Origin of the sequence: Mycobacterium sp. E2699 (assembly GCF_001666745.1) — a bacterium.
Lineage (GTDB): Bacteria > Actinomycetota > Actinomycetes > Mycobacteriales > Mycobacteriaceae > Mycobacterium.
The window spans coordinates 295,519-311,364 of record NZ_LZJH01000055.1 but is presented as its reverse complement, the minus strand read 5'-3'; the positions used below and the strand labels follow the sequence as shown (position 1 = coordinate 311,364).

Sequence of the window (15,846 nt, the reverse complement as noted above, 5' to 3'; positions counted from 1 at the left end):
CCCGACATCCGGTGCGAACATTGGACGCCGGGCAGGTTGACAGTCGATGATGTCGGGATGGTTCTGCACGCGCAACCCGCCGACCAGCCGGCCGACGGTGCTTCCCCGGAGGCCCGGCCGGAGGAGTTCGACACGGCGCCCGAAGCGGTGCTGCCCTCGCCGATCGACTTCAATGCGCCCGAGCCGCTCGTGCACAGCGCGTCGCTGCGGAACCCGTTCCCGCCGATCGCCGACTACGCGTTCCTCTCCGACTGGGAGACGACGTGCCTGATCTCCCCCGCCGGGTCGGTGGAATGGCTGTGCGTGCCCCGGCCCGATTCCCCGAGCGTGTTCGGCGCGATCCTGGACCGCAGCGCCGGCCATTTCCGGCTCGGCCCCTACGGCGTCTCGGTGCCGTCGGCGCGCCGCTATCTCCCGGGCAGCCTGATCATGGAGACCACCTGGCAGACCCACACCGGGTGGCTGATCGTGCGTGACGCGCTTGTGATGGGGAAATGGCACGACATCGAGCGGCGGTCGCGGACCCATCGCCGCACCCCCATGGACTGGGACGCCGAGCACATCCTGCTGCGCACCGTGCGCTGCGTCAGCGGCACCGTCGAGCTGATGATGAGCTGCGAGCCGGCGTTCGACTACCACCGCGTCGGCTCCACCTGGGAATACTCGGCCAACGCCTACGGCGAGGCCATCGCGCGCGCCAGCAGGCAACCGGACGCCCACCCCACGCTGCGGCTGACCACGAACCTGCGCATCGGCCTGGAGGGCCGCGAGGCGCGCGCCCGCACCCGGATGAAGGAGGGCGACGACATCTTCGTCGCCCTGAGCTGGACCAAGCACCCGGCGCCGCAGACGTACGAAGAGGCCGCCGACAGGATGTGGCAGACCACCGAGTGCTGGCGGCAGTGGATCAACATCGGCAACTTCCCCGACCACCCGTGGCGGGCATACCTGCAGCGCAGCGCGCTCACCCTGAAAGGGTTGACGTACTCGCCCACCGGCGCGCTGCTGGCGGCCAGCACCACGTCGCTTCCCGAGACGCCGCACGGCGAGCGCAACTGGGACTACCGCTACGCGTGGGTCCGCGACTCCACGTTCGCGCTGTGGGGCCTCTACACCCTGGGACTGGACCGCGAGGCCGACGACTTCTTCGCGTTCATCGCCGACGTCTCCGGCGCCAACAGCAACGAGCGCCACCCGCTGCAGGTGATGTACGGCGTCGGCGGCGAGCGCAGCCTCGTCGAAGACGAGCTGCACCACCTGTCCGGCTATGACCACGCCCGGCCCGTGCGCATCGGCAACGGCGCCTACGACCAGGTCCAGCACGACATCTGGGGCTCGATCCTGGACTCGTTCTACCTGCACGCCAAGTCTCGCGAGCAGATCCCGGAGACCTTGTGGCCGGTGCTGAAGAAGCAGGTGGAAGAGGCGATCAAGCACTGGCGCGAGCCCGACCGCGGGATCTGGGAGGTGCGCGGGGAGCCGCAGCACTTCACGTCGTCGAAGGTGATGTGCTGGGTGGCTCTCGACCGCGGCTCCAAGCTCGCCGAACGGCAGGGCGAGAAGAGCTACGCCCAGCAGTGGCGGGCCATCGCCGAGGAGATCAAGGCCGACATCCTCCAGCACGGGGTGGACTCGCGCGGGGTGTTCACCCAGCGCTACGGCAGCGACGCGCTGGACGCCTCACTGCTGTTGGTGGTGCTGACCCGGTTCCTGCCGCCCGACGACCCGCGCGTGCGCAACACCGTGCTGGCGATCGCCAACGAGCTGACCGAGGAAGGCCTGGTGCTGCGCTACCGGGTCGAGGAGACCGACGACGGCCTGTCCGGCGAGGAGGGCACGTTCACCATCTGCTCGTTCTGGCTGGTGTCCGCGCTGGTCGAGATCGGCGAGGTGGCCCGCGCCAAGCGGCTGTGCGAGCGGCTGCTTTCCTACGCCAGCCCGTTGCACCTCTACGCCGAGGAGATCGAGCCGCGCACCGGACGGCACCTGGGCAACTTCCCGCAGGCGTTCACCCACCTGGCTCTGATCAACGCCGTGGTCCACGTGATCCGGGCCGAGGAGGAGGCCGACAGCACCGGGGGCTTCCAGCCCGCCAACGCCCCCATGTAGCAAGGCCATTGGCGAGCCGACGTCAGATCAGCGCGCCGATCTTGTCCATCATGGCGCGCGCGATGTCGACAGCGGTGCCGTTGAGGTTGCCCGGATTGGCCGACCCCGATGCGCTCGAGCCGTCGAAGAAGTCGACCTCGACCTCGATGAGGCAGTTGCCGCGGATCCCGATGGCCCGCGCCGCCGGGATGGAATCCGCCTCCGGCTCCGCGCTGCCAGACGTCCAGCCTATCGAAACGGTCGCCGCGAGAACGGAACTCGAGACCTGCACGTTGGTGATCTTGCCCTTGAGCCGAAACACGCCGCCGGGCAACGACGTCACCGCGCCGTCGCATCCCCGCCACTGCCGGGAAAACGACGCGAACAGCGCGCCGGCGTCGGCGGCGGTGGGCAGGCTGACCACGCCCTCCGTCACGCCCGTCACATCCGGGGTCGGGGCGGCGTGCCGCCAGGTCTCGACCGCGACCTCTTTCACATCGGCGGACCGATAGACGCTTTGCTGCAGCATCGACGCGACGCCGCGACAGCCGTCGGGCAAAGCCGTTGCGTCGTCCTGCAATTCCTCGGCGCCGCCGAACCGCGGCGGAAAGCGTGGATCGATGTTCAAGGATCGCTTGACGATCCGCGACAACGCCCGGTCGCCGAGCAGCACGTGACCGACGGTCGCGCCGGTCAGCGGTCGCGGCGTCACATCCGGAGCCGGTATCGCCGCGCCGCCGACGGTGGCGGTGCAGCCGGCGACGAGCGTCATCGCCGCCAGCGGGACTGCAACAAACGAGCGAATCTTCATGGGGTCATGGGCATTCGTTGACGACGCAACCGTGTTGCGTCCGTGTTCACCCGCAGTTTAGATTCGAGCCGACGCGGTCGCCGTCGCCACGCCGAAACCACAGCGCACCGCCAGCTATGTCTCAGGCTCTTTTCAAGAGCCACGTCAGCTCAGGGCGTTGACCTTGTCCATCATCGCGTGCGCGATGTCGATGGCGCTGGTGTCGACGTTGCCCGATCCCGGGTCGGCAGGGCGCCGCTCGCCGAAGAACACCACCTCGACCTCGACCAGGCAGTTCAGCTGGACCCCGATCGCTCGCGCCTGGGGCGTGGGCCGCAGGGGCGGCATGTTCGGCAGTGTCGATGTCGCGGTATTGGTCGCGGCGACAACCGAATTGGCGACGCGGACGTCGCTGATGGCGTTCGTCGTGCTGATCGGGCCGGTTTGTTCCGTCATCGTCGCGCCCGCGCACTGCTGCCACTGCTGCGAGAATTTCCCGAACAGCGCGTTGGCCTCCGCCGCCGAGGGCAGCGTGACCACGCCCTCGATCACGGTGAGCACCTGCGCGGGTTCGCCGTTGTTCCACCACGACTCCGACGCGACGTCTTTCACGTCAGCCTGCTGATAGACGCTCTTCTGCAGCATCGCGGTCACGCCCAGGCAATCGGCCGGCGACACCGTTTCGTCCTTGTGGTAAAGGATTTCGGGGCCGCCGGACTCAGCCGGGTTGCGGGCGACGAAGGGCTGACTGAGCATCCGCGACAGCGTCGCGCCGTCCAGGAGCACCTGCTTGACGGTCGCACCGGTGAGCGGTCGGGGCTTGAGATTCGGCGCCGGCTTTGCGGTGCCGCCGACCACTCCACCACAGCCCACCGCCAACGCGGCGATCACCGCCAATGCCGCCGCCACGCCCGTGATCCGCACTATTTCTTGCCTGACGAACTGGATTTGTCCCCGGCCGCGTCGGTGGACAAGGCGGCGACGAAAGCCTCCTGCGGCACCTCGACCCGGCCGATGGTCTTCATGCGCTTCTTGCCTTCCTTCTGCTTTTCCAGAAGCTTGCGTTTACGGGTGATGTCACCGCCGTAGCACTTGGACAACACGTCCTTGCGGATCGCCCGAATGTTCTCGCGCGCAATGATTTTCGACCCGATCGCGGCCTGCACCGGCACCTCGAACTGCTGGCGCGGAATGAGCTCCTTGAGCTTGGTGGCCATCCTGTTTCCGTAGGCGTACGCCGAATCCTTGTGCACGATCGCGCTGAACGCGTCGACCGCCTCGCCCTGCAGCAGGATGTCGACCTTCACCAGGTCGGCCTCCTGCTCGCCGGCCTCCTCGTAATCGAGGCTGGCGTAACCGCGGGTGCGTGACTTCAGCGAATCGAAGAAGTCGAAGATGATCTCGCCCAGCGGCATCGTGTAGCGCAGCTCCACCCGTTCGGGCGACAGGTAATCCATGCCACCCAAGTCGCCGCGCCGAGACTGGCAGAGCTCCATGATGGTGCCGATGAACTCGCTCGGCGCGATGATGGTGGTCTTCACCACCGGCTCGTAGACGGTGCGCACCTTGCCCTCCGGCCAGTCCGACGGGTTGGTCACCACGACCTCGGAGCCGTCTTCCTTCACGACGCGGTAGACGACGTTGGGCGACGTCGAAATCAGGTCCAGGTCGAACTCGCGCTCCAGGCGCTCGCGGGTGATCTCCATGTGCAGCAGGCCCAGAAAGCCGCAGCGGAACCCGAAGCCCAGCGCCACCGACGTCTCCGGCTCGTAGGTCAGCGCGGCGTCGTTGAGCTGCAGCTTGTCGAGGGCATCGCGCAGGTCGGGGTAGTCGGAGCCGTCGACCGGATACAGCCCCGAGTACACCATCGGCTTGGGCTCGCGGTAGCCGGTCAGCGCCTCGGTGGCGCCGTGGCGGGCGGTCGTCACAGTGTCGCCGACCTTGGACTGGCGGACGTCCTTGACGCCGGTGATCAGGTAACCCACCTCCCCGACGCCCAGGCCGTCGCTGGGCTTGGGCTCGGGCGAGACGATGCCGACCTCGAGCAGTTCGTGCGTGGCGCCCGTCGACATCATCGCGATGCGTTCGCGCGGCGTGATCTTGCCGTCCACCACCCTGACGTAGGTGACCACGCCGCGGTAGATGTCGTAGACCGAGTCGAAGATCATGGCGCGGGTGGGCGCGTCGGCGTCGCCCTGCGGCGGCGGCACCTGGCGGACCACCTCGTCGAGCAGCTCGGGCACGCCCTCGCCGGTCTTGCCGGACACGCGCAGCACATCGCCCGGCTCGCAGCCGATGATGTGGGCGATCTCGCCGGCGTAGCGGTCCGGGTCGGCGGCCGGCAGGTCGATCTTGTTGAGCACCGGGATGATCGTCAGGTCGCGGTCCAGCGCCAGGTAGAGGTTGGCCAGCGTCTGGGCCTCGATGCCCTGGGCCGCATCGACGAGCAGGATGGCGCCCTCACAGGCCTCCAGCGCGCGCGACACCTCATAGGTGAAGTCGACGTGGCCCGGGGTGTCGATGAGGTGCAGGACGAATTCTTTTCCGGCGTCCTGGCCGCCGGATACCCGCCAGGGCAGCCGCACGTTCTGCGCCTTGATCGTGATGCCGCGCTCGCGCTCGATGTCCATCCGGTCCAGGTATTGGGCGCGCATCGACCGCTCATCGACGACGCCGGTGAGCTGCAGCATCCGGTCCGCCAGCGTCGACTTGCCATGGTCGATGTGAGCGATGATGCAGAAATTCCGAATCTGCGCCGGCGGCGTGAAGGTCTTGTCGGCGAAACTGCTGATGGAAATCTCCTGGTCTGGGCCTGCTGGTGGCCGCTTGAGCGGCGGCCCGCGAGTATGTCCAGGGTATCTGGGCGGGGTGTGCGGGACCTACTTGGACACAGCCGGACCCGGCCGCCCGCGTCTATGCTGCGAATATGCCGTCCGCCCGAAAGTCTCAGTGGAAGACGTTTCAGCGGTTCGCGGAAAACCTGGTGTTCGACCGGGCCCCGCGGCTGGCCCGGCACGTGCAGAACTCGCAGACGGTGCTGCGCGAGATCCAGCAGGCCGTGAAGATCACCGCGAACGTCATCGCCGCGGCCGCGCCGCAACCCCCCGCGGCGGTCACCGCCGGACGGCCGGTGACCAGCGCCAGCTTCCCGACCGCCCAGCGGGCGCGCAAGCTGGTCTACGCCCCGAACCTCGACGGTCGGGCCGATCCCGGGGAGATCGTCTGGACGTGGGTGGTCTACGAGGACGATCCCACCCGCGGCAAGGACCGACCGGTCCTGGTCGTGGGTCGGGACCGGCGCGTCCTGCTCGGGCTGATGGTGTCCAGCCAGGAGCGCCACGCCGGTGATCGCGACTGGGTCGGGATCGGCGCCGGCGCTTGGGATTACGAGGGCAGGGAAAGCTGGGTCCGCCTGGACCGGGTGCTCGACGTGCCCGAGGAGGGCATCCGCCGCGAAGGCGCCATCCTGGACCGCGAGATCTTCGACATCGTCGCCGCCCGGCTGCGCGCGGAGTACGCGTGGAGCTAGCCGGCGCTTCGCCGAGCGCGTCACCACGTCGAGAAAAGTGCGAGCGAAACGACGGTTCAGCCCGCCGGGCGGCCGTGCGGGCGTGATGTGGGGGCGGGCAATCAGCCCTGCGTGATGTAGGAGTGCAGCTGCTGCTGCTCGGCCTCGAGTTCTTCCATCCGGGTCTTCACCACGTCACCGATGCTGACGATGCCGATCAGCTTCTTGCCGTCCAGCACCGGCACGTGGCGCACCCGGTTCTTGGTCATCAGCACGCTCAGGGAGTCGACCGTGTCGGACTTCGAGCAGGTGGCGACGGTCGAGGTCATGATCTTCGAGACAGGCCGGGACAGCACGCTGGCGCCGTGCGTGTGCAGTTGGCGCACGACGTCGCGCTCGGAGACGATGCCGACGACCCCCTCGTCGCCCACCACGACCATGGCGCCGATGTTTTGCTCGGCGAGGCCGGCGAGCAACTCCTTGACGGTTGCTTCGGGGTTGATCGTCACCACCGCCGCGCCCTTGTTCCGCAAGACGTCCGCAATCCGCATGAGGGCCTCCAGCCGGTTGTGATCCGCTTCACACCAGGTTACGGCCAATTCGCGCGCCAGGAAAGCCACCGCGAGCACCGGAACCGGGGGCTCCCATACCCCGGCATTCACGGCCCAAACCCGGGTCGGCCAAATGGCACTGCGCAAGGCCGCGGCTTGCGAGGATGGGTCCATGATCGAGATCACTTTGCTGGGAACAGGAAGCCCCATTCCCGACCCCAACCGCGCCGGGCCGTCGACCCTGGTGCGGGCCGGCGGGCAGGTGTTCCTGGTGGATTGCGGGCGTGGGGTGCTGCAGCGCGGGGCGGCGGTCGGCGTGGGCGCCGCGGGCTTGTCGGCGCTGCTGATCACCCACCTGCACAGCGACCACATCGGCGACCTCGGTGACCTGCTCATCACGCGGTGGATCACCACGTTCGCGCCCGATCCGGCGCCCCTGCCGATCATCGGGCCGCCCGGCACCGCCGAGACGGTGGAGGCAACGCTCAAGGCGTTCGGCCATGACATCGGCTACCGCATCGCTCACCACGCCGACCTGAACGAGCCGCCGGCGGTCGAGGTGCACGAATGCACTGACGGTACGGTGTGGGACCGCGACGGGGTGTCGATCCGCGTGGCGCCGACCGACCACCGGCCGGTGGCGCCGACCATCGGCTTCCGCATCGAGACCGACGGCGCCTCGGTGGTGCTCGCGGGAGACACCGTGCCGTGCGCCGGTTTGGACGACCTGGCCCGCGGCGCGGACGCGTTGGTGCACACCGTGATCCGCAAGGACATCGTCGCCAACATCCCGCAGCAGCGCCTGCAGGACATCTGCGAGTACCACTCGTCGGTGCAGGAGGCGGCGGCGACGGCTGCGCGCGCCGGCGTGGGCACCCTGGTGTTGACGCACTACGTGCCGGCCCTGGTGCCCGGCCAAGAGGAGCAGTGGCGCGCGCTGGCCGCCGCCGAGTTCGGCGGACGGGTCGAACTCGGCGACGACCTACATCGGGTCGAGGTCACCGCGCGGCAATAGCCGCCTTTCGCCGAATGTCGTTCCGGCGCAGCGGTAGCAGCGCACCGGCCAGCACCAGCCACAGCAACGCCGAGACCCGCGCGATCGGCAGGATCGGCCCCAATTGCGGCCACACCAACACGAACGTCGTCGATTCGGCGAGCGCGGCCGTCGCCAGGCCGACCCAGGCCACCGGTCTCGGCGTCAATCCCAGGATGAGGCTGGGCACCGCCATGCCCGCCACAAGCAGACCCAACGCCACGATGTGACCCACGCCGCCGACCAGAAACACCAGGAAGTAGAGGGCGCGAACCAACGCGGCATCCCCGCTGACGTCCGGCCTTGACAGCGTCCACGCCACCAGCCCGGTCAGGCCCAGACCACCCGCCGCCAGGGTGCCGCCGGTGAGCGCGATCGTGGCACCGGGGGCGGTGACGCCAAGTTGCCGCAACCGGGTGCTGGCCGTCGCCGCGTAGATCGCCAACGGCACCGACGACGCGAACACCGAGGTGGCGATCACCTGCACCGCGACCGGCTGGGCGCGGACATAGGCGACAACCGCCGTCGCCGGCCCGTAGGGCAAAGGCGGCACGCCGCCCAGCGTGACGCCGATCGCAAAGCCGCCGAAAAGCAATCCCAGACAAATCACGGAAAGCAACACCAGCGGCGGTCCCCCCTGCTCGGGGCGGTCGGCGACCGACCGAGTTCCATCTGTCGGTGAATCGTTCATGGCGTGAACGATAGGCCGGGGAATCGGACTTGACAAGACCTGAACGATTCACACGTCGAATCATTCGCGCCCGCTATGATGTGGCGGTGTCATCGACCCCCGACGACCGTCCCGACGGCGTCGCCTTCCTGTTGGCTCAACTAGGTCATCACGCCGCAGCGCTGTTCGCCGAACAGGTGGCCACCATCGAGTTGACCCCTCCGCACGCGGGAATTCTGCGCGCCATCGCTGCCGAGCCGGGACGCAGTCAGCAGGCCCTGAGCGCCCAGTTGGGTATGTTGCCCAGCCGCGTCGTCGTCTACATCGACGAGCTCGAGGACCGCGGCTACATCGAGCGGCGCCGCAATCCCGACGACCGCAGACTGCACGCTCTCTACCTCACGGCGGCCGGAAAAAGGCTGATGCGCAAGCTTTCCGAAATCGCGCGCCAACACGAGCTGCGATTTGCCAACGCGCTCGACAGTGAGCAATACGGCACCCTTCGGGAGCTGCTTGCCACGGTGGCGCGGCAGCAGGGCCTGACACCGCGCGTGCACCCGGGTTATGGCACGGTTCGCCCGGCTAGGCCAACCGGGTGACCTCCACGATCACGTCGAGGTCTGTGGCGCCCTCCCCCGAGTAGATGCCCTTGAGCGGGGCGACATCGGTGTAGTCGCGCCCGGCACCCACGCTGACGTACTGCTCGGTGATCTCCGTGTCGTTGGTGGGGTCGAAGTTCCACCAGCCACCGGTCCAGGCCTGGATCCAGGCGTGGCTGCGCCCGTCGACGGTGTCGCCGACGACGGCGTTGCGTTTGGGGTGCACATAGCCGGACACGTAGCGACCAGGAATTCCCATGCCGCGCAACATCATCAGCGACAGGTGCACGAAGTCCTGGCAGACGCCTTTACCCTCGTTCAGCGCGTCCAGCCCGGACGAATGCACGCCGGTGGTCCCGGGCAGGTAGTCCAGCTCGCCGCGCACCCACTTGCCCGCCGCGACGACGGCCTCGGCCGGATCGTAGGACTTGGCGATCTTCTTGGCCACGGACGCGACGCGCTTGCTGGTCGGGGTGTGCGGCGTGGGACGCAGCAATTCGTCGAAGCGATCGATCACCGCCGCGGAGTGCAGGTCGCTCCAGCTGACCCCAGCCACCGCCGGCTCGCCGCGTTCGGTCTCGACCACCGAGGACGACGTCACCGTGAGGTCGGTGTGCGGCGCGTGCAGGTCGAACGCCGTGACGGCGGTGCCCCAGTAGTCGATGTAGCGGTAGGACCGTGTCGCGGGAATGGTCTCGACCCGGTTGAGGATGACGTTCTGCCTGGCGTCCGAGCGCGGGGTCAGCCGAGCCTCGTTGTAGGAGGCGGTCACCGGCGATTGGTAGGCATAGCCGGTGGTGTGCACGACGCGTAGGCGCCACATCAGGATTCGCCCGGCCTGCTGACCAGCCGGGCGCGCTGGCCCGCGTCTGACCATGCCACCCACGGGGTGACGTGAAAGTACTGCAGCGACAACGCTTCTCCGACATCGCTACAGGTCCGCTGCAGGGCCGCCAGACGGCTCTCCAACGACTCGAGCAGCACGCCGGGTTGCACGAATTCCAGTTCGCTGCGCGCCTTCCCGAGCAACCGCTGCGCCTCGGTCGTGGACCCGATCCGGCTCTGCGGATTGTGCAGCAGTTCCTCGAGATTGTGTTCGGCCAGCCGCAGCGAGTAGAAGACCGAACGCGGAAACAGCCGGTCCAGCAACATGAATTCGACCACCCGGCCGGCGTCCAGCACCCCGCGGTAGGTGCGCAGATAGGTGTCGTGCGCGCCCGCCGAACGCAACAGCGTCACCCACGCCGGCGACGACGCGCTGTCCCCGACCCGCGACAGCAGCAGCCGCACCGTCATGTCGACCCGCTCGATCGCCCGGCCCAGCAGCATGAAGCGATATCCGTCGTCGCGCGACAACGTCGAGTCGGCCAGGCCGGCGAACATCGCCGCGCGGCCCTCGATGAACGACAGGAATTCGTGTGGCCCAAGGCGTTTGGCGGCACGCTCGCGTTCGGCCAGGGCGTGGTAGGTGGTGTTGAGACATTCCCAGATCTCGATGGACGTCACCTCCCGGGCCGACTTCGCGTTCTCCCGCGCCGCCGTGATGGCGTCGACGATCGAACAGCCTCCCGAAGCGTTGGTGCTGAAGGCCACCATGTCGGTCAGCGACCAGACATCCAGGTCGTGGTCGGGGGGGTCGATGCCCAGCACCCGCAGCAGCAGCCGGGACGCATGGTCCGGGTCGACGCTGGAATCCTCGAGCAGTTGGTGCAGCGCGACGTCCAGGATCCGTGCCGTGTCGTCGGCGCGCTCGACGTAGCGACCGATCCAGTAGAGCGCCTCGGCGTTGCGGGCGAGCATCAGTGCAGCCTCTGCTGTTGCTGTTGCTGGGGTTGTTCGTCCGGGACCTGGGTCGGCTGCGTCTGCTGCTGCGACAACCGCGGCCCGCCCTCGAGCACCGGGTCGGGAATGGATTTCGGCAGCGCGCGCACCACCTCCGCGCGGCCCAGCTCCCGCGGGCCGGACGCGGCGCGCGGCGCCAGCACCCAGGTGTCCTTCGACCCGCCGCCCTGGCTGGAGTTGACCACCCGCGAGCCCTCGACCAGGGCGACCCTGGTCAAACCCCCGGGCAGGACCCACACCTCGTCGCCGTCGTTGACCGCGAACGGCCGCAGGTCGACGTAGCGCGGCGCCAGCGTGCTCCCGACCTGTGTCGGCACGGTGGACAGTTCCATCATCGGCTGCGCGATCCAGCTGCGCGGGTCGTCGCGGATCTTCTTGGCGACGGCGGCGAGCTCCTTGTCGGACGCCTCCGGTCCGAAGACGATGCCGTAGCCGCCGGAGCCCTCGACCGGCTTGAGTACCAGCTCGTCGATGCGGTCCAGGACCTCTTCGCGTTCGTCGTCCAGCCAGCACCGGTAGGTCTCGACGTTGGCCAGCAGCGGCTTCTCGCCCAGGTAGTACTCGATCATGGTCGGCACGTAGGTGTAGACGAGCTTGTCGTCGCCGACGCCGTTGCCGATCGCGCTGGAGATGACGACATTGCCGGCGCGGGCGGCGTTGACCAGGCCCGCCACCCCCAGCACCGAGTCCGCGCGGAATTGCAGCGGGTCCAGGAAGGCGTCGTCGATGCGCCGGTAGATGACGTCGACCTGGCGCTCGCCCTCGGTGGTGCGCATGTACACCTGGTTGTCGCGGCAGAACAGGTCGCGGCCCTCGACGAGCTCGACGCCCATCTGCCGGGCCAGCAGCGAATGCTCGAAATAGGCCGAGTTCGCAACGCCCGGCGTCAGGACGACGACGGTGGGGTCGGCCTCGTTCGTCGCCGCCGAGTTGCGCAGCGCGCGCAGCAGGTGCGACGCGTAGTCGTCCACGGCGCGCACCCGGTGGGTGGCGAACAGGTTGGGAAAGACCCGCGCCATCGTGCGCCGGTTCTCCATCACATAGGACACGCCCGAGGGGGAGCGCAGGTTGTCCTCGAGGACACGGAAGTTGCCCTTCTCGTCGCGGATCAGGTCGATGCCGGCCACGTGGATCCGGACGCCGTTGGGCGGGACGATGCCGAAGGCCTGACGGTGGAAGTGCTCGCAGGAGGTGATCAGGCGGCGCGGGATGATGTCGTCGTTCAGGATTTCCTGGTCGCCGTAGATGTCATCGAGATACAGCTCGAGGGCTTTGACGCGCTGGGTGATGCCGCGCTCCAACCGGCTCCACTCGGCGGCGGAGATCACCCGCGGCACCAGGTCGAGCGGGAACGGCCGCTCCTGGCCGGACAGCGAGAACGTGATGCCCTGGTCGATGAACGCGCGGCCCAGCGCCTCGGCGCGGGCCTTCAGGTCGGAGGCGTCCGACGGCGCAAGCTCGGCGTAGATGCCCTTGTACGGACCGCGCACGGTGCCCTGCGCGTCGAACATCTCGTCGAAGGCCTTCGAATAAACGCCGGCGTAGGCGTCCGACTCGTCATAGCCGCCGAAGATGCGCTCGGCACGCGCGTCCGGGCGCCCCGAAGCGCCGCGCGGTCCCCGCCTGGTTTCCTCAAGCTGGCTCGTAAGACTCACTCGCTAGATGGTGCCTCAAAATGACGTTCTGGCCGGCCACGGTTTCCCCTTTTGGGAGAAAACGTAACCGACTGCTAACCTGGGCAGTCGCAATCGGGTGTGGGGCGCCCGAGCAAAGCAACGACTTTTTTGACGAAGGAACTCACGCGTGGCCAACATCAAGTCGCAGCAGAAGCGCATCAAGACGAACGAGCGCGCCCGCCTGCGCAACAAGTCGGTAAAGTCCTCGCTGCGCACGGCCGTGCGCGCGTTCCGCGAGGCCGCCCACTCCGGCGACAAGGAGAAGGCCGCCGAGCTGCTGGTGTCGACCAACCGCAAGCTGGACAAGGCGGCCAGCAAGGGCGTGATCCACAAGAACCAGGCGGCCAACAAGAAGTCGGCGCTGGCGCGGGCCCTCAACAAGATCTGAGCCCGTTCGGGTTCCTCTCGGCCGTTCAGCGGCCCCGGTCGGCCAATTCGGCGACCTGTCTGACCGCCGATTCCAGCGCGTAATCCGCATCGGCGACGGCACCCTTGACGTTGGCGTTGAGCGTCGCTACCACCCTCATCGCGGTCGCGACGGTGTCACGCGACCAGCGCCGCGCCTGTTTCTGCGCCTTCTGCACGCGCCAGGGCGGCATTCCCAGCTGTGCGGCCAGGCGGTACGGGTCGCCGGACAGCGGGCCCACCCGGCCGATGCTGTGCACGGCCTCGGCCAGCGCGTCGGCGAGTACCACCAGCGGTTCGCCGCGCAGCATCGCCCACCGCAGCGACTCGGTTGCGCCCGCGACGTCGCCGGTCACCGCCTTGTCGGCGATGTCGAAGCCCTTCACCTCCGCCTTGCCGCTGTGATAGCGGCGTACCGCGGCGGCATCGACCTGACCCGCGGTGTCGGCGACCAGCTGTGAACACGCGGCGGCCAGCTCGCGCACGTCGGAGCCGACGGCGTCCAGCAAGGCGGTCACGGTCTCCTCGTCGACCTTGACCCGCAGCTCGCGGAACTCCCTGCGGATGAAGTCGACGCGCTCGCTGAGCTTGGTGATCCGCGCACACGGATGCACCTGGGCGCCCAGTGACTGCAGCTGGCCGGCCAGCGCCTTGGCCCGCCCGCCGCCGGAGTGCACGACCACCAGCACCGTGCCGGTCGGGACGTCGGCGGCGGCCGCGGCGATCATCGTGGCCGCGTCCTTGCCCGCTTCCCCAGCCGCCTCCAGCACGACGATGCGTTCGTCGGCGAACAGCGACGGGCTCAGCAGTTCGGCGAGTTCGTAGGTGCTCACGTCGCCGGCCCGCATCCGGCTGACCGGAACATCGTCGGTGCCGGCGCGTGCGCGCGCCGACCGCAGCACGTCGGCGACCGCCCGTTCGACCAGCAGTTCCTCGTCGCCCAGGACCAGGTGCAGGTGGTGCGCATCCTCGCTCACCCCACGATGGTGTCACGTGGGTGCGACGGGTTTGATGGTGGCGACCCGCAGCACCCGGCTACGCCGCGCTCGCGATCGCCACGAGGTTGATGGTGGCGACCCGCAGCACCCGGCTACGCCGCGCTCGCGATCGCCACGAGGTTGATGGTGGCGACCCGCAGCGCCCGGCTACGCCGCGCTCGCGATCGCCACGAGGCCCGAAATCGACCAGGCCAGCCACGACAGGACGACCGCCGACCCGGCGAGCCCGAGCGCCCCACGAAACCAGCGCCGGCGCCACAGCAGCGCCGCCGCCAGAATCGCCAGCGCCGTGCCGGCGCCGACCACCACCACGCCGGGCGCACCGGCCGGCACGGGCACCGTCGCCGCGGGCACGTCGGCCGACCACTGCGCCACGCGCAACACCCACCACAGTTCGGGCCCGCTGAACCGAATCAACAGCTGCGCACCGGCGGGCCACAGCAGGCAGCCCACGGCCGCCGCGCTGCCGAGCACGGTGATCGGCGCTACCACGGGAGCCACCGCGAGGTTGGCCACCGCGGCCACCAGGCTGAACCGGCCCGAGATCCCCGCGACCAGCGGGGCGGTCACCACGTGGGCGGCGCACGCAACGGCGAACGCGTCCGCCAGCGGTTTGGGCCAGCCCCTGCCGACCAGGCGCCGCGACCACGAGGGCGCGATGACGACCAGCGCGGCCGTCGCCAGCACCGACAGCGCAAAACCCACGTCGACGGCCAGATGCGGAGCGAGGGCCAGCACGATCAGCACCGTGGCGGACAGTGCCGGAATCGCTTGCCGCCGGCGCGAAGACAGCATCCCGGTCAACGCGATCGCGCCCATCACCGCCGCGCGCAGGACGCTCGCGGTCGGCTGCACGACGATGACGAACGCCACCAGGGCGACGGCCGCGAGCACGACGGCGGCGCGGGGGCCGATCAACCGCGCTGAGAACAGCACCGCCGCGCACACGATCGTGACGTTGGCCCCGGACACCGCCGTCAGGTGCGTCATGCCCGCGGCCCGAAACTCCCGGCTGGTCTCGCTGGCGACCGCCGCGGTGTCGCCGAGGACCAGCGCCGGCAGCATCGCGGCCTCGTCCGCGGGCAGTGCCTCGCGGGCCGCGGCCGCGAACCGGCGGCGCACGGCGTGGGCGGCCCGCTGCACCGCACCCGCGGTCCCCATGGTCGGCCGGCCCGTCGCGTTGAGCACCGCGACCGTCAAGTCGCGGCGGCCCGGGCGGCTGATGCGGGCGGTGAAGCGCACCGGCTGTCCGACCATCAGGCCGCCGAAGTCCGACGCCCGGGCGAAGACGACCACCCTGCCGGACATCTCATCGTCACGCAGGCGCTGCAGGGTGGCGCGAAACATCAGCCGGCCGGAGCCCAGCGACAGCGCGGTCTCGGTCGGGGTGACCGTTACGGGGGCGGCCGTGCCGAACGCCGCAGTGATCGGGTGGCGACCTACCGCGTCGGCGCGCAGCGCGATCGCCAGCCCGAAACCGGCGCCCACCACGCCGATCGCCACCAGGCCCGCGCCGACCGCCGGAAGCCGCGGCGTCCAGCCGAAGCGGCGCGCGCCGTAACCGGCCGGCGCGCCCAGGGCGGCCAACACGAGGCAGCCGCACGCCACCACGCGCCCGACCGGCCACCAGATCCCGGCGGCGGTCACCATCCAGGCGGCGAGCGCCGGCGGCACCAGCCGCACATC

At 69.2% G+C, this 15,846-nt stretch carries 14 protein-coding genes and 1 pseudogene; 5 read left to right on the top strand and 10 right to left on the bottom strand.

Annotated features, from left to right (window positions below):
- Nucleotides 1-57 precede the first annotated feature (57 nt).
- Nucleotides 58-2,109 carry a glycoside hydrolase family 15 protein gene (locus tag A5696_RS08865; RefSeq protein WP_067876485.1) on the top strand — a complete coding sequence of 684 codons (2,052 nt, stop codon included), beginning with the start codon at nt 58-60 and terminating at the stop codon, nt 2,107-2,109.
- 22 nt (nt 2,110-2,131) lie between these two features.
- Here A5696_RS08865 and A5696_RS08860 read toward each other — a convergent pair whose 3' ends face one another.
- From A5696_RS08860 to lepA, 3 genes and pseudogenes are all read right to left on the bottom strand, one after another.
- The gene (locus A5696_RS08860) at nt 2,132-2,899 is read right to left on the bottom strand and encodes a sensor domain-containing protein (protein WP_067876482.1); all 768 of its coding nucleotides are present in this window, start codon (nt 2,897-2,899) and stop codon (nt 2,132-2,134) included.
- A 144-nt stretch (nt 2,900-3,043) separates the two neighbouring features.
- Nucleotides 3,044-3,802, bottom strand: a complete 759-nt coding sequence (locus tag A5696_RS08855; protein WP_067876479.1) for a sensor domain-containing protein — start codon at nt 3,800-3,802, stop codon at nt 3,044-3,046.
- A pseudogene (gene lepA / locus A5696_RS08850) lies at nt 3,802-5,769 on the bottom strand (translation elongation factor 4). The gene A5696_RS08855 and the pseudogene lepA overlap by 1 nt, the downstream one beginning before the upstream one ends.
- Before the next feature lie 35 nt (nt 5,770-5,804).
- Between lepA and A5696_RS08845 the strand changes: the two are divergent.
- On the top strand, nt 5,805-6,407 hold the full coding sequence (locus A5696_RS08845) for a type II toxin-antitoxin system PemK/MazF family toxin (RefSeq protein WP_067876473.1): 603 nt from the start codon (nt 5,805-5,807) through the stop codon (nt 6,405-6,407).
- A gap of 101 nt (nt 6,408-6,508) precedes the next feature.
- Here A5696_RS08845 and A5696_RS08840 read toward each other — a convergent pair whose 3' ends face one another.
- On the bottom strand, nt 6,509-6,937 hold the full coding sequence (locus A5696_RS08840; protein WP_067876660.1) for a CBS domain-containing protein: 429 nt from the start codon (nt 6,935-6,937) through the stop codon (nt 6,509-6,511).
- Between the two features lie 172 nt (nt 6,938-7,109).
- Between A5696_RS08840 and A5696_RS08835 the strand changes: the two genes are divergently transcribed.
- Nucleotides 7,110-7,952 (top strand): ribonuclease Z, encoded by an 843-nt coding sequence (locus tag A5696_RS08835; protein ID WP_067876652.1) that lies wholly within the window; start codon nt 7,110-7,112, stop codon nt 7,950-7,952.
- Here A5696_RS08835 and A5696_RS08830 read toward each other — a convergent pair.
- The gene (locus tag A5696_RS08830; protein ID WP_231964263.1) at nt 7,936-8,661 is read right to left on the bottom strand and encodes a hypothetical protein; all 726 of its coding nucleotides are present in this window, start codon (nt 8,659-8,661) and stop codon (nt 7,936-7,938) included. The genes A5696_RS08835 and A5696_RS08830 overlap by 17 nt on opposite strands.
- An 86-nt stretch (nt 8,662-8,747) precedes the next feature.
- Here A5696_RS08830 and A5696_RS08825 point away from each other — a divergent pair, with 86 nt between their 5' ends.
- Nucleotides 8,748-9,239, top strand: coding sequence for a MarR family winged helix-turn-helix transcriptional regulator (locus A5696_RS08825; RefSeq protein WP_067876648.1), 492 nt, complete (start codon nt 8,748-8,750; stop codon nt 9,237-9,239).
- Here A5696_RS08825 and A5696_RS08820 read toward each other — a convergent pair.
- Genes A5696_RS08820 through A5696_RS08810 form a run of 3 tightly spaced genes read right to left on the bottom strand, consistent with a single transcriptional unit; the run spans nt 9,223 to nt 12,736 of the window.
- Complete coding sequence (locus A5696_RS08820) at nt 9,223-10,062, bottom strand: transglutaminase family protein (RefSeq protein WP_067876470.1); 840 nt, start codon at nt 10,060-10,062, stop codon at nt 9,223-9,225. The two genes, A5696_RS08825 and A5696_RS08820, sit on opposite strands and share 17 nt — an antisense overlap.
- Nucleotides 10,062-11,039 (bottom strand): alpha-E domain-containing protein, encoded by a 978-nt coding sequence (locus A5696_RS08815; RefSeq protein ID WP_067876467.1) that lies wholly within the window; start codon nt 11,037-11,039, stop codon nt 10,062-10,064. The genes A5696_RS08820 and A5696_RS08815 overlap by 1 nt, the downstream gene beginning before the upstream one ends.
- Complete coding sequence (locus A5696_RS08810) at nt 11,039-12,736, bottom strand: circularly permuted type 2 ATP-grasp protein (RefSeq protein ID WP_067876463.1); 1,698 nt, start codon at nt 12,734-12,736, stop codon at nt 11,039-11,041. Before A5696_RS08810 ends, A5696_RS08815 begins: the two co-directional genes overlap by 1 nt.
- 148 nt (nt 12,737-12,884) lie before the next feature.
- On the opposite strand from A5696_RS08810, the gene rpsT reads away from it, so the two are divergent.
- Entirely contained in the window at nt 12,885-13,145 is a 261-nt protein-coding gene (gene rpsT / locus A5696_RS08805) for a 30S ribosomal protein S20 (protein WP_067876460.1), read from the top strand.
- Nucleotides 13,146-13,170: 25 nt separating this feature from the next.
- Here rpsT and holA read toward each other — a convergent pair whose 3' ends face one another.
- Both holA and A5696_RS08795 read right to left on the bottom strand, forming a co-directional pair.
- Complete coding sequence (gene holA, locus A5696_RS08800) at nt 13,171-14,139, bottom strand: DNA polymerase III subunit delta (RefSeq protein ID WP_255381173.1); 969 nt, start codon at nt 14,137-14,139, stop codon at nt 13,171-13,173.
- Nucleotides 14,140-14,307: 168 nt separating this feature from the next.
- Nucleotides 14,308-15,810, bottom strand: coding sequence for a ComEC/Rec2 family competence protein (locus A5696_RS08795; RefSeq protein ID WP_082968965.1), 1,503 nt, complete (start codon nt 15,808-15,810; stop codon nt 14,308-14,310).
- Nucleotides 15,811-15,846 lie beyond the last annotated feature (36 nt).